The 13,225-nt window shown below is 64.7% G+C and carries 11 protein-coding genes and 1 tRNA gene; all 12 read left to right on the top strand.

The window, feature by feature from the left end:
• Nucleotides 1-18: 18 nt before the first annotated feature.
• The 12 genes from F6X61_RS26680 to F6X61_RS26625 all read left to right on the top strand — a co-directional run bounded on the left by F6X61_RS26680 (nt 19) and on the right by F6X61_RS26625 (nt 13,223).
• Nucleotides 19-1,023, top strand: coding sequence for an aspartate-semialdehyde dehydrogenase (locus F6X61_RS26680; RefSeq protein ID WP_153789278.1), 1,005 nt, complete (start codon nt 19-21; stop codon nt 1,021-1,023).
• 72 nt (nt 1,024-1,095) lie between these two features.
• Complete coding sequence (locus F6X61_RS26675) at nt 1,096-3,732, top strand: FimV/HubP family polar landmark protein (protein ID WP_153789277.1); 2,637 nt, start codon at nt 1,096-1,098, stop codon at nt 3,730-3,732.
• 151 nt (nt 3,733-3,883) lie between these two features.
• Nucleotides 3,884-4,738 carry a tRNA pseudouridine(38-40) synthase TruA gene (gene truA, locus F6X61_RS26670; protein ID WP_153789276.1) on the top strand — a complete coding sequence of 285 codons (855 nt, stop codon included), beginning with the start codon at nt 3,884-3,886 and terminating at the stop codon, nt 4,736-4,738.
• A gap of 60 nt (nt 4,739-4,798) precedes the next feature.
• Nucleotides 4,799-5,419: a phosphoribosylanthranilate isomerase gene (locus F6X61_RS26665; protein ID WP_153789275.1), complete on the top strand. Its 621-nt coding sequence runs from the start codon at nt 4,799-4,801 to the stop codon at nt 5,417-5,419.
• A gap of 228 nt (nt 5,420-5,647) precedes the next feature.
• A complete protein-coding gene (gene accD / locus F6X61_RS26660; RefSeq protein WP_153789274.1) occupies nt 5,648-6,541 on the top strand; it encodes an acetyl-CoA carboxylase, carboxyltransferase subunit beta in 894 nt (297 codons plus the stop codon).
• Nucleotides 6,541-7,848: a bifunctional tetrahydrofolate synthase/dihydrofolate synthase gene (folC, locus tag F6X61_RS26655; RefSeq protein WP_153789273.1), complete on the top strand. Its 1,308-nt coding sequence runs from the start codon at nt 6,541-6,543 to the stop codon at nt 7,846-7,848. Before accD ends, folC begins: the two co-directional genes overlap by 1 nt.
• Nucleotides 7,832-8,518: an SPOR domain-containing protein gene (locus F6X61_RS26650; RefSeq protein WP_153789272.1), complete on the top strand. Its 687-nt coding sequence runs from the start codon at nt 7,832-7,834 to the stop codon at nt 8,516-8,518. Before folC ends, F6X61_RS26650 begins: the two co-directional genes overlap by 17 nt.
• Nucleotides 8,519-8,808: 290 nt before the next feature.
• Nucleotides 8,809-9,363 carry a CvpA family protein gene (locus F6X61_RS26645; protein WP_110995843.1) on the top strand — a complete coding sequence of 185 codons (555 nt, stop codon included), beginning with the start codon at nt 8,809-8,811 and terminating at the stop codon, nt 9,361-9,363.
• Nucleotides 9,364-9,405: 42 nt separating this feature from the next.
• Nucleotides 9,406-10,911, top strand: a complete 1,506-nt coding sequence (gene purF / locus F6X61_RS26640; RefSeq protein ID WP_153789271.1) for an amidophosphoribosyltransferase — start codon at nt 9,406-9,408, stop codon at nt 10,909-10,911.
• Nucleotides 10,912-10,927: 16 nt separating this feature from the next.
• Nucleotides 10,928-12,139 carry an O-succinylhomoserine sulfhydrylase gene (locus F6X61_RS26635; RefSeq protein ID WP_153789270.1) on the top strand — a complete coding sequence of 404 codons (1,212 nt, stop codon included), beginning with the start codon at nt 10,928-10,930 and terminating at the stop codon, nt 12,137-12,139.
• Entirely contained in the window at nt 12,136-12,909 is a 774-nt protein-coding gene (locus F6X61_RS26630) for an SDR family oxidoreductase (RefSeq protein ID WP_153789269.1), read from the top strand. Before F6X61_RS26635 ends, F6X61_RS26630 begins: the two co-directional genes overlap by 4 nt.
• A gap of 238 nt (nt 12,910-13,147) precedes the next feature.
• Nucleotides 13,148-13,223, top strand: a tRNA-Val gene (locus F6X61_RS26625).
• The last annotated feature ends 2 nt before the right edge of the window (nt 13,224-13,225 follow it).

The following is a 13,225-nucleotide window of genomic DNA, read 5'->3' as shown; positions in this document are numbered from 1 at the left end:
CATGAAGGAACCCCAGCCATGACCCCCCCTGTAGACATCGCCGTAGTAGGCGCCACCGGCGCAGTCGGTGAAACCCTCGTGCAGATCCTCGAGGAACTGTCCTTCCCGGTGGCCACCCTGCACCTGCTGGCCAGCATGGAATCGGCGGGCAGCAGCGTCATGTTCGCCGGCAAAAAGCTCAAAGTCCGTGAAGTGGACAGCTTCGACTTCAAGCAAGTGAAACTGGTGTTCTTCGCCGCCAGCCCCGCTGTCAGCCGCAGCTTCGCACCCAAAGCACAGCAAGCCGGCTGCACCGTTATCGACCTGTCCGGCGTGCTGGACGACGCCGTGGCGCTGGTACCGGAAGCCAACCCCGAACGCATCGCCGAACTGCCGCAGCCAGCCCTCGTCACCAGCCCCTGCGCAGGCGCGGTGGCACTGGCCGTGGCGCTGGCGCCCCTCAAAGGCTTGCTCGACATCGAGCGCGTTCAGGTCAACGCTTGCCTGGCCGTTTCGGCCCAGGGCAGGGAGGCGGTCAGCGAGCTGGCCCGGCAAACCGCCGAGCTGCTCAATGCGCGCCCGCTGGAACCGCGCTTCTTCGATCGCCAGGTGGCCTTCAACCTGTTGCCGCAGGTCGGCGCACCCGACGCGCAGGGCCACACCGCCGTCGAGCGGCGCCTGGTCAGCGAACTGCGCCAGTTGCTGGGCCTGCCTCAATTGAAGATTTCCGTGTCCTGCATTCAAGTCCCGGTGTTTTTCGGCGATAGCTTCAGTGTGGCGGTGCAGAGCGCTCGCCCGGTCGATCTGGGCGCTGTGAACGCCGCGCTCGAAGCGGCCGAGAGCATCGAACTGGTCGAACCAGGCGATTATCCGACGCCGGTAGGTGACGCAGTGGGCCAGGACGTGGTCTATGTTGGTCGTGTACGCCACGGGATAGATGAGGATGAACAGCTCAACCTCTGGCTGACCACCGACAATGTGCGCAAGGGCGCGGCACTCAACGCCGTGCAGGTGGCGCAATTGTTGATTAAACACATGGCGTAAAAGATACTGACCAGCAATTTTGTCCTGCACCACAACAGGGTTTTTGGGACGGTTCTTACAAGGGAAGAGTTCATGCTTCGAATTCGCAAACTGGTACTGGCCATCGCGGCAGCCTCGGCGCTGTCGTCCGGCGTGGCGAATGCCTTGGGGTTGGGGGAGCTGACCCTGAAGTCGGCACAGAACCAGCCGCTGGATGCCGAGATCGAACTGCTCGACGTGCGCGACCTCACCGCAACCGAGATGGCGCCGAGCCTGGCGTCGCCGGAAGAGTTCGCCAAGGCCGGGGTGGCATACCCGACCTACCTCGAAGACCTGACCTTCACCCCCGTGATCAACCCCAATGGCCGCAGCGTGCTGCGCGTCACCTCCAGCAAGGCGTTGCCGGAGCCGGTGGTCAAGTTCCTGGTCCAGGTGATGTGGCCGCAGGGCCGTCTGCTGCGCGACTACAGTGTGCTGCTCGACCAGGCCAAGGCCCAGGGCAGCCAGCCGTCCCAGGCCAACATCAACCCAGCGCAAAGCGCCGGCAGCTACACCACCAAACGCCGTGACACGCTGTGGCAGATCGCTGCGCGCAATACCCAGGGCGGCTCGGTCCAGCAGACCATGCTGGCGATCCAGGCATTGAACCCGGATGCGTTCATCGGCAACAACATCAACCAGCTCAAGACCGGGCAGGTGCTGCGCCTGCCCGATCAGCAGCAGGTGCAGAGCATTGCCCAGGGCGAAGCCAATCGTGAAGTGGCCGAGCAGTACGCCGCCTGGCGTGAAGGCCGGCGCCTGGGGCCGCGCGCCCGTCAGCTGGACGCCACCCGCCGTGGCCAGGCCGGCGAGGCCCCGGCGCGTATCGCCCAGGGCGACAACCTGCGCCTGGTGGCCCCCGGCGGCAAGGGCGCCGCTGGCCAGGCCAAGGCACTGAGCGACAAGCTCGCCGTGGCCCAGGAGAGCCTGGACACCAGCCGTCGCGACAACGACGAGCTGAAAAGCCGCATGGCCGATCTGCAGAGCCAGCTGGACAAACTGCAGCGGCTGATCGAACTGAAGAACGACCAGTTGGCACGCCTTGAAGCACAGGGCGCGGCACCGCAGGCACAGCCAGCTGAAGCTGCACCCGCGCAGCCAGCCCTCAATGCCCAGTTGACGCCCGCCGAACCTGTGGTGGCGCCAGCACCTGCTGCGGTCGATACCGCGCCGCAAACCACACCGGCCACCAGCGAAGCACCTGCTGCCCAAGAGCAGGGCGCGCTTGATCAGCTGATGGGCAACCCACTGCTGCTGGGGCTGATCGCCGGCTCGGCGTTCCTCGTCCTGTTGCTGTTGCTGCTGCTCCTGGCGCGCAAGCGCAAGGCCCAGCAGGAAGCTGAAAAACACCTGCGCATGGCGCGCGCCCTGTCTGAAGAAGGTGATCGCGCCCCAGACCTGGACCTGCCTTCGGACAGCTTCGACGGCCTGGACGTCTCGGCGCCCAGCGTCACCCTGTCGCCGGCGGTGGTCGCCGCCTCGGCGGCTGCGGCAACGGCTGCCGAGATGCCGGCACCTGCGCCAGCGCCTGCCGCGCCCGCAGTGGACCCGCGCGCCGCGCTGTTCGCCGAAGTTGATGAGAGCCTGGCCCGTGGTCGCCTGAACCATGCCGCCGACCTGCTGGAAGCCGCCGTCGCTTCCGAGCCGCAGCGCAGTGACCTGCGCCTGAAACTGATGGAAGTGTATGCCCGTCAGGGTGACCAGGATGCCTTTGCTGGCCAGGAGCGCAAGCTGGCGCCCGGCGAGCAGAATCAGGCCGAAGTCGCCTCGCTCAAGGAGCGCTTCCCGGCCATGCTCGGCGTCGCGGCGGTGGCGGCCAGTGCCGCAGCCCTGGCTGCCGAGCTGGACGAGCAATACGTCCAGGACCTGTTGCAGGACCCGGCGCCGGCTGCCGTCGAGGCCGAGCCTGAGCCGGTAGTGGAGCCCGAGGCCGTTGCCGAGGTCTTCCCGGAACCTGAGCCCGAGCCGGCCCCGGTTGCCGAAGACGACCTGGACAGCGCCTTCGACTTGAGCCTGGGTGATGACCTGCCGGAAGAAGATCCTCTCGATCTGGCTGCGCTGGAAGAGGCCGTGTCGGTTGCCGCGCAGCCACAGGCCGATGCTGCGCCTGCCTTCAGCGAAACCGATGCTGACGATGATTTTGAAGCCCTGTTGGCCCAGGCCCAGGCCCCGGAGCAGCCGCAGGGCATCGATGACCTGGCCGATTTCGACCTGGATGTGGGTGAGCCAGAGGCCTTGGCCAGCAGCGAGGAGCCGGCGGTGGATGTGGCGGCCGAGTTGGCGGCCTTCGAAGCCATGCCCGAGTTCGACCCGATCTCCGAACTGGAGCTGCCGGACGACTTCGACCTTTCGCTGTCGCTGGATGACGACTCGCCGGCGGCGCAGAAGTTTGCTTCCGAACTGGACGACGTCAACGCCGAGCTCGACAAACTGTCGCAAAGCCTCGATGCGCCAGACGATGCGCCACGCTTCACCGCCGAAGATGCCGCCCAGGAGCCGGAACCGCTGGATGACCTGGACTTCGACTTCTTCTCCGGTACCGACGAAGTGGCCACCAAACTGGACTTGGCACGGGCCTACATCGACATGGGTGACCATGACGGCGCTCGCGACATCCTCGACGAAGTGGTCAAGGATGGCGATGACGGCCAGCGTCAGGAAGCCAACGAGATGCTCTCGCGCCTGGTTTGATCGCTGAAACGATCGCGGGGCAAGCCCGCTCCCACGACAGCCCTGCAATGAGGCGGGCGTGGGAGCGGGCTTGCCCCGCGATCGTTTCGGCCACCGTGCGGTTTACCGTTATACTGCCCGCCTTTCCGTTTCATCATCAGGTTTCACGTTCTTGGACATCATCGACACCTCTGCCGCCGAATCCGCAGCCGAAGGCTTCACCCGCATCGCCCTGGGCGTGGAATACAAAGGCTCGCGCTACCGCGGCTGGCAGCGCCAGGCCAGTGGTGTGCCGAGCGTCCAGCAAGCGCTCGAGCAGGCGCTGTCGAAGGTGGCCAACGAACCGATCAGTGTGATCTGCGCCGGGCGTACCGACGCCGGGGTGCATGGCTGCGGGCAGATCGTGCATTTCGATACCCAGGCCGTGCGCGACGAACGCGCCTGGACCCTGGGCACCAACTTCAACCTGCCCCACGACATCAGCGTGGTCTGGTCCAGGCCGATGCCTGCGGATTTCCATGCCCGCTTCAAAGCCAATGCGCGGCGCTACCGCTATGTCATCTACAACGACCCGATCCGTCCGGCCCACCTCGCCGAAGAAGTGACCTGGAACCATCGGCCGCTGGATGTCACGCGCATGGCCGAAGCCGCGCAGTATCTGCTCGGCACCCATGACTTCAGCGCTTTCCGCGCCAGTCAGTGCCAGGCCAAGTCACCGGTCAAGCACATCCATCACCTGCGCGTTACCCGCCATGGCCAGATGATCGTTATCGATGTGCGTGCCACCGCCTTCCTCCATCACATGGTGCGCAACATCGCTGGCGTGCTGATGGCCATCGGTACCGGCGAGCGCCCGGTGGAATGGGCCCGCGAGGTGCTCGAGGGGCGCGATCGCCGCGCGGCCGGGGTGACCGCACACCCTTACGGGCTGTACCTGGTGAAGGTGGAGTACCCACCCGAGTACGAGCTGCCGCAGCGTTACATCGGCCCACACTTTCTCACCGGTTTCGAGGCGTTGCTGGACTGACGGGGCAAAGGTCATTTGCTACCATCGGCGCTTTCATCGATCACTCAAGGTTCGCTGTCCATGAGCAAGGTTCGCAGCAAGATCTGCGGGATTACCCGCATCGAGGACGCCCTCGCCGCTGTCGAGGCCGGCGCCGATGCCATCGGCCTGGTGTTCTATGAAAAAAGCCCGCGGGCCGTGGACGTGCGCAAGGCCCGGGCGATCGTCGAGGCGCTGCCGCCCTTCGTGACGACCGTGGGCTTGTTCGTCAATGCCTCGCGTTGCGAGCTGAACGAGATCCTCGAAGTCGTTCAACTGGACCTGCTACAGTTCCACGGCGATGAAAGCCCGGCGGACTGCGAGGGTTACCACCGTCCCTGGATCAAAGCCCTGCGCGTGCGCCCCGGCGATGACCTCGAGGCGGCCTGCAAACACTACGCCGGCGCCCGCGGCATCCTGCTGGACGCTTATGTACCCGGCATCCCGGGGGGAACCGGCGAAGCGTTCGACTGGTCCTTGATACCGCAACACCTGAGCAAACCGATCATCCTGGCTGGCGGCCTGTCGGCCGACAATGTCGCCCAGGCCATTCGCCAGGTGCGCCCGTACGCGGTGGATGTCAGTGGTGGCGTGGAGCAGGCCAAGGGCATCAAGGATGCCGCGAAGATCGAGGCTTTCATGCAGGCGGTGCGCCAGGCGTGATGGCGGATGTGACGGCTGGCCGCGCGCCATCGTCCATAGGTTTCGCAGCCCGGTGCTGCCAGGCCGCGCCTGCAAGGTAGCGGCCCGGGCCATCGGCGTAATTATTGGAGGTGGGGCGGTACATGGCGCAGTCATGGCCGGCTCATCGTCGTTTCAAAGCAGAATTTGAGCTCAAGGGCAGGGTGGGCAGGCAACGCCTCCCGCCAGCCACTACTGGAGAAAGAAAGCATGAGCAACTGGTTGGTAGACAAACTGATCCCTTCGATCATGCGTTCCGAGGTGAAGAAGAGCTCGGTGCCCGAAGGGCTGTGGCACAAGTGCCCGTCCTGCGAGGCCGTGCTGTACCGTCCGGAGCTGGAAAAGACCCTCGATGTCTGCCCCAAGTGCAACCACCACATGCGCATCGGCGCACGTGCGCGCATCGACATCTTCCTCGACCAGGACGGCCGTGCCGAGCTGGGTGCCGACCTGGAGCCGGTCGACCGCCTGAAGTTCCGTGACGGCAAGAAGTACAAGGACCGCCTGACCGCTGCCCAGAAGCAGACCGGCGAGAAAGACGCACTGATCTCCATGAGCGGTACCCTGATGGGCATGCCGATCGTGGTCAGCGCCTTCGAATTCTCCTTCATGGGCGGTTCGATGGGTGCCATCGTCGGCGAGCGCTTCGTGCGCGCCGCCAACTACGCACTGGAGCACCGCTGCCCGATGGTGTGCTTCTCCGCCTCCGGTGGTGCGCGCATGCAGGAAGCGCTGATCTCGCTGATGCAGATGGCCAAGACCTCGGCGGTGCTGGCGCGCCTGCGTGAAGAAGGTATTCCGTTTATCTCGGTGCTGACCGACCCGGTCTACGGCGGTGTGTCCGCCAGCCTGGCGATGCTTGGCGACGTGATCGTCGGCGAGCCCAAGGCACTGATCGGCTTCGCCGGCCCGCGGGTCATCGAGCAGACCGTGCGCGAGAAACTGCCAGAAGGCTTCCAGCGCAGTGAGTTCCTGCTGGAGCACGGCGCCATCGACCTGATCATCTCCCGTGACGAGCTGCGTCCGCGCCTGGCGCGCCTGCTGGCCCAGATGACCGGCCAGGCAACTCCGGCAGAAGCCCGTGAGGCGGCTGCGGTAGCGTGATGAGCCAGCGCAATCTGGGCGAGTGGCTCGCCTACCTCGAACAGTTGCACCCTACGGCCATCGACATGGGCCTGGAGCGTTCCCAGCAGGTGCTCGCGCGCCTGCAGTTGGGCAAGCTGGCGCCTCGCGTGGTGACGGTCACCGGCACCAACGGCAAAGGCTCCACCTGTGCTTTCGTGGCCTCGCTGCTGCGCGCCCAGGGGCTCAAGGTCGGGGTCTACAGCTCGCCGCACCTGTTGCGTTACAACGAGCGCGTGCTCATCGATGGCATCGAAGCCAGCGATGAGCAACTGTGCGAAGCCTTTGTCGCCGTCGAGGCGGCGCGCGGCGATACCTCGCTGACCTATTTCGAGATGGGTACCCTGGCGGCGTTCTGGCTGTTCAGCCAGTCGCAACTGGATGCCGTGGTGCTCGAAGTAGGCCTGGGCGGCCGGCTGGATACGGTCAATGTGGTGGATGCCGATATTTCGCTGGTCACCAGCATCGGTGTCGATCATGTCGACTACCTGGGCGACACCCGCGAATTGGTGGCTTTCGAAAAGGCTGGGATCTTCCGCCAGGGCAAGCCGGCCCTGTGCGGTGACCTGGACCCGCCGCAACCCTTGCTGGACAAGGCGCGTGAGCTGGCTTGTCCGTTGTTCCTGCGCGGGCGCGATTTCGACCTGGCCAGTACCGAGACCCACTGGCACTGGCGTGGCAGCAAGGCCGACGGTACGCAGCTCGAGTTGCGCGACCTGCCGTTGCTTGACCTGCCCATGGAGAACGCAGCGTTGGCCCTGCAGGCTTTTGCGCTGATGGGCCTGCCGTGGGATGAGGCGCTGGTGCGGCAGGCGCTGCTGGACACCCGTATCACCGGACGGCTGGATCGGCGCTCGCTGGTATTCAAGGGCAAGCGCGTTGAGTTGCTGCTGGATGTGGGCCACAACCCGCATGCGGCCGAGTATCTGGCGCGCCGCCTGGCGGCCCGCCCGCCGAAAGGTCGGCGCCTGGCTGTTTTCGGTCTGTTGGCCGACAAGGATCTGCAGGGTGTGATCGAGCCTTTGCAGGGCCTGGTTGGGCATTGGGCGGTGGCGCCGCTGGATACGCCGCGCAGCCGCCCGGCCGAGGAGCTGGCCAAGGCCTTGACGAACCTCGGTGCGACAGTGAAGTCTCACCCCAGCGTCGATGCTGCTCTCGAAGGGCAGTGTGCCCAGGCGACGGCGGATGACCAGATCCTGCTGTTCGGTTCGTTTTTCTGCGTCGGCGAGGCCCTGGCCTGGCTTGAACGGCAGGCCCCAGAGGATGGAGTAGATGGCAGTGCTGGATAAAGGGATGAAACAGCGCATGGTCGGTGCGCTGGTGCTGGTGGCGCTGGCGGTGATCTTCCTGCCGATGCTGTTCACCCGCGAGGACGAGATGCGTCAGGTGCGCGTCGAAGCGCCCCAGGCGCCAGCCATGCCGAGCCTGCCTCAGGTGCAGGTCGAGCCGGTGCAGGTGCCCGAGCCGCAAGCATTGCCGGAGCAGGCTGATCCAGCGCCGGTGGTGATCGATGAATCGACGGCGCCAGTTACCACGCCAAGCCAGCCCATTGCGCCAGTGCCTCAGGCTCAGGTGGCTGTTGCTCCCAAGCCGCAGACGCCGGTGCCGACACCAAAGGTCGAAACCCGTCCAGCACCTGCGCCCGCGCCGGCAGCTGCCCCGGCAGTAACGGCGGCGGCGAGCAAACCGGCCGCGCCAGGCAAGATTGACGTCAACGGCCTGCCGGTGAGCTGGTCGATCCAGCTGGCCAGCCTGTCCAACCGCGCCGGTGCCGAAAAACTGCAGAACACCCTGCGTAGCCAGGGCTACAACGCCTACATCCGTTCGACCGGTGGCATGAACCGGGTGTATGTAGGGCCGTTGATCGAGCGCGCCGAGGCAGAGCGCGTGCGTGACGTGATCAATCGCCAGCAGAATCTCAAGGGGATTCTGGTGCGCTTCCAGCCGGAGCGCGGCTGAAACCATCGCGGGGCAAGTCGCAGCGGGAGCAACTGTCTGCTATTGCCTGTGCTGGCCCTATCGCTGGCAAGCCAGCTCCCTCAGGTATGGCATTAGTTCTGAAGGTCAGGTGATCCCTGTGGGAGCCGGCTTGCCGGCGATAGGGCCTCGGCAGGCGCTACAGCCCGAACGGCAAGGCGCAAAGCTGTCCCTGGAGTCAGCCCGCAGCCCTTCAAACACCTGACATTCCGCTTACCCCAAGCCCGCCGCTCTGGTAAAATGCGCCGCCTCAAACGTCGGCAGGCAGCACCGTGGCATTTACCTGGGTTGATTGGGCGATCATCGCGATCATCGCCATTTCCTCACTGATCAGTCTCAAGCGCGGCTTCGTCAAGGAAGCCTTGTCTCTGGTCATCTGGATTGTCGCCGGGGCGCTGGCCTGGATGTTCGGTGGCTCGCTCTCGGTTTACCTCGAAAGCTACATCCAGACGCCTTCGATGCGCACCATCGCCGGCTGCGCCATTCTTTTCGTCGCCACCTTGCTGGTGGGGGCAATGCTCAACTTCCTCATCGGCGAGCTGATTCGCGTGACCGGGTTGTCCGGTACCGATCGCTTCCTCGGCACGGCCTTCGGCGCCGCGCGTGGGGCCTTGCTGGTGGTGGTGGCTGTCGGGCTGCTCAGCCTGGGGCCGGTACAACAGGATCCGTGGTGGCAGGAATCACGCCTGATACCACAATTTCTATTGGTAGCCGACTGGTCGAAAAACCTGATTCTCGGGTTCACCGGCCAGTGGATGTCCAGTGGGGTCAGCGCACCCGTTGACCTTCCGTTCAAGGAACAGCTGCTCGGGCCTGCAAAGCCCTGAGCGCTATTCACTCAAGTTTCATCAAAGTAGGGGTTGCGTCGCATGTGTGGCATCGTCGGTATCGTCGGTAAGTCGAACGTCAATCAGGCGCTGTATGACGCGCTTACGGTCCTCCAGCACCGCGGCCAGGACGCTGCCGGTATCGTGACCAGCCATGACGGCCGGTTGTTCCTGCGCAAGGATAATGGCCTGGTGCGCGACGTCTTCCAGCAGCGCCACATGCAGCGCCTGGTCGGCAACATCGGTATCGGTCACGTGCGTTACCCGACCGCCGGCAGCTCCACCTCGGCCGAGGCCCAGCCGTTCTATGTCAACTCGCCGTACGGCATCACCCTGGCGCACAACGGCAACCTGACCAACGTCGAGCAGCTGGCCAAGGAGATCTACGAGTCCGACCTGCGTCACGTCAACACCAACTCCGACTCCGAAGTGCTGCTGAACGTGTTCGCCCATGAACTGGCGGTACGCGGCAAACTGCAGCCTACCCAGGAAGACGTGTTCGCCGCGGTCTCCCACGTGCACAGCCGCTGCGTCGGGGGTTACGCGGTGGTGGCGATGATCACCGGCTACGGCGTCGTCGGTTTCCGTGACCCCAACGGCATCCGTCCGGTGGTGTTCGGCCAGCGTCACACCGACGAAGGCGTCGAATACATGATCGCCTCGGAAAGCGTCGCGCTCGACGTGCTCGGCTTCACCCTGATCCGTGACCTGGCGCCAGGCGAAGCGGTGTACATCACCGAAGAAGGCCAGCTGTTCACCCAGCAGTGCGCGAACAACCCCAAGCTGCAGCCGTGCATCTTCGAGCATGTCTACCTGGCCCGCCCGGACTCGATCATCGACGGCGTCTCGGTGTACAAGGCGCGCCTGCGCATGGGCGAGAAACTGGCCGAGAAGATCCAGCGCGAGCGCCCGGACCATGACATCGACGTGGTCATCCCGATCCCGGACACCAGCCGCACCGCCGCGCTGGAGCTGGCCAACCACCTGGGCGTGAAGTTCCGCGAAGGCTTCGTCAAGAACCGCTACATCGGCCGTACCTTCATCATGCCCGGCCAGGCCGCGCGCAAGAAATCGGTGCGCCAGAAGCTCAATGCCATCGAGCTGGAATTCCGCGGCAAGAACGTGATGCTGGTGGACGACTCGATCGTGCGCGGTACCACTTGCAAGCAGATCATCCAGATGGCCCGCGAAGCCGGCGCCAAGAACGTCTACTTCTGCTCCGCGGCCCCCGCGGTGCGCTACCCCAACGTCTACGGCATCGACATGCCGAGCGCTCACGAACTGATCGCCCACAACCGCACCACCGAACAGGTGGCCGAGTTGATCGGCGCCGACTGGCTGATTTACCAAGACCTGCCGGACCTGATCGAATCGGTCGGTGGCGGCAAGATCAAGATCGAGCATTTCGATTGCGCGGTGTTCAACGGTGAGTACGTCACCGGCGACATCGACGACGCCTACCTCGAGCGCATCGAACAGGCCCGTAACGACCTGGCCAAGGTGAAGACCCAGGCCGTCAGTGCGATCATCGACCTGTACAACAACTGACTTTGGGAGCGACGGCATGACGGATCAATGGGATGCCGGGCGACTGGACAGTGACCTCGAGGGTGTCGGTTTCGACACCCTGGCGGTCCGCGCCGGTCAGCACCGCACACCGGAGGGCGAGCACAGCGAAGCGCTGTTCCTGACCTCCAGCTATGTCTTCCGCACGGCCGCCGACGCTGCCGCGCGTTTCGCCGGCGAGACGCCGGGCAACGTCTATTCGCGTTACACCAACCCGACCGTGCGCGCCTTCGAAGAGCGCCTGGCGGCAATGGAAGGCGCTGAACAGGCCGTGGGTACCTCCACCGGCATGGCGGCTATCCTCGCCGTGGTGATGTCGCTGTGCAGTGCCGGCGACCATGTGCTGGTGTCGCAGAGCGTGTTCGGCTCGACCATCAGCCTGTTCGAGAAATACTTCAAGCGCTTCGGCGTGCAGGTGGACTATGTGCCGCTGGTCGATCTGAACGGTTGGGAGAAGGCCATCAAGGCCAATACCAAGCTGTTGATCGTCGAGTCGCCGTCCAACCCGCTGGCCGAGCTGGTGGATATCACCGCGCTGGCCGAGATCGCCCATGCCCGTGGTGCCATGCTGGTGGTGGACAACTGCTTCAGCACCCCGGCCTTGCAGCAGCCGCTCAAGCTTGGCGCCGACATCGTGTTCCATTCGGCCACCAAGTTCATCGACGGCCAGGGCCGTTGCATGGGCGGCGTGGTCGCTGGGCGCAGCGAACAGATGAAAGAAGTGGTGGGCTTCCTGCGCACCGCCGGCCCGACCCTCAGCCCGTTCAATGCCTGGATCTTCACCAAGGGCCTGGAGACGCTCAAGCTGCGCATGCGTGCCCATTGCGAGAGCGCCCAGCGCCTGGCCGAGTGGCTCGAGCAGCAGGATGGTGTGGAGAAGGTGCACTACGCCGGGCTGCCGAGCCATCCGCAGCATGAACTGGCCAAGCGCCAGATGAGCGGTTTCGGCGCGGTGGTCAGCTTCGAGGTCAAGGGTGGCAAAGAGGGCGCCTGGCGCTTCATCGATGCGACCCGGGTGATCTCGATCACCACCAACCTGGGCGACAGCAAGACCACCATCGCCCACCCGGCCACCACTTCCCACGGCCGTCTGTCGCCGCAGGAACGTGAAGCGGCAGGCATCCGCGACAGCCTGATCCGTGTCGCTGTCGGCCTGGAAGATGTGGCCGACCTGCAAGCCGATCTTGCCCGCGGTCTGGCGGCGCTGTGATCGACTGGAAGGGTGGCGAGCCTGGCCATAACGGCCGGGTGGCCCTGGTCACCGGTGCCGCGCGCGGCATCGGCCTGGGCATCGCTGCCTGGCTGATCTGCGAAGGTTGGCAAGTCGTCCTCAGTGACCTGGACCGTCAGCGTGGCGCCAAGGTGGCCAAGGCGCTGGGCGACAATGCCTGGTTCGTCAGCATGGATGTTGCCGACGAAGCCCAGGTCAGTGCCGGGGTGTCCGAGGTGCTCGGGCAGTTCGGCCGGCTGGATGCGCTGGTGAGCAATGCGGCCATCGCCAATCCGCACAACCAGACGCTGGAAAGCCTGTCGCTAAGCCAGTGGAACCGTGTGCTGGCGGTCAACCTCAATGGCCCGATGCTGCTGGCCAAGCATTGCGCACCGTACCTGCGCGCCCATGGCGGTGCCATCGTCAACCTGACCTCTACCCGTGCCCGGCAGTCCGAGCCGGATACAGAAGCCTATGCGGCAAGTAAAGGCGGGCTGATGGCGCTGACCCACGCCCTGGCGATGAGCCTGGGGCCGGAAATCCGCGTCAATGCCGTCAGCCCCGGCTGGATCGATGCCCGTGACCCGTCGCAGCGCCGTGCCGAGCCCTTGACCGAGGCCGACCATGCCCAGCATCCGGCGGGCAGGGTAGGGACGGTGGAGGATGTGGCGGCATTGGTTGCATGGCTGCTATCGCGCCAGGCAGGCTTCGTCACCGGCCAGGAATTCGTAGTCGATGGCGGCATGACTCGCAAGATGATCTACACCTGAGCTGTAAGTTATTGAGATACAAGAGAAAGGGCCGCAAGGCCCTTTTTTGTTGCCTGTGTCCCGTGGGAGCGGGCTTGCCCCGCGATGGGGTCGGCAGCAGCAGCCGGGATGCCCGCCTGGCCGCCTACTGTTTTTTTGCCCTTTTTTAAAAAAAATTCAATGGGGCTATTGACTTAGCATCGGTACCTGCGTAAATTTCGCGGCCTCAGCGAAGCAAACGCAACAAGCAACATCGCGGGGGTGATTAGCTCAGCCGGGAGAGCATCTGCCTTACAAGCAGAGGGTCGGCGGTTCGATCCCGTCATCACCCACCACT

It is taken from the genome of Pseudomonas sp. EMN2, assembly GCF_009650555.1.
Lineage (GTDB): Bacteria > Pseudomonadota > Gammaproteobacteria > Pseudomonadales > Pseudomonadaceae > Aquipseudomonas > Aquipseudomonas sichuanensis.
Note: the sequence above shows the minus strand (reverse complement) of the source record. Positions and strands in the feature narration are given on the sequence as shown.